Origin of the sequence: Streptomyces sp. NRRL S-118 (assembly GCF_000716335.1) — a bacterium.
In the GTDB taxonomy this organism is placed as follows: Bacteria; Actinomycetota; Actinomycetes; order Streptomycetales; family Streptomycetaceae; genus Streptomyces.
On record NZ_KL591056.1, the window covers coordinates 5,685 to 6,224 of the forward strand.

A 540-nucleotide genomic window follows, 5' to 3' on the forward strand; every position below is an offset into this window, starting at 1 on the left:
CGTTGCTCGCACCGTCCTGGTTGACGGCACTGCCCCGCAGCAGACCCAGTACCTGATGCCCGTTGCGGCGCGCGTCCGACAGCCGCTCCAGTACGAGCAGACCGGAACCCTCACTCCAGCCGACACCGTCCGCGCCGGACCCGTACGCCTTGCACCGGCCGTCCGGGGACAGCGCACGCTGGCGGCTGAACTCGACGAAGATGTTGGGCCGGGACAGCACGGTCACCCCGCCCGCCAGGGCCAGCGAGCACTCCCCGGACCGCAGCGACGCGATCGCCTGGGCGATCGCCACCAACGACGACGAGCACGCGGTGTCGACCGCGATCGAGGGGCCCTCGAACCCGAAGGTGTAACTGATGCGTCCGGACGCCACGCTCGCGGCGGACGAGATGTACAGGTATCCCTCGATCTCGTCCCGCCGGTCGCTCATCCCGGCCAGGTGCTGGTAGTCCCCGTACATCAACCCGCAGAACACACCGGTGTCACTGCCGTGGAGCGAGGTCGGGTCGATGCCCGCGTCCTCCATCGCCTCCCACGCGG

At 69.8% G+C, this 540-nt stretch carries 1 protein-coding gene; it reads right to left on the reverse strand.

Annotation, left to right across the window (positions count from 1 at the left end; genetic code table 11):
* Positions 1–540 (reverse strand): beta-ketoacyl synthase N-terminal-like domain-containing protein (locus IH00_RS0136495; RefSeq protein WP_199819887.1); only part of this gene is annotated, 540 nt, incomplete at both ends.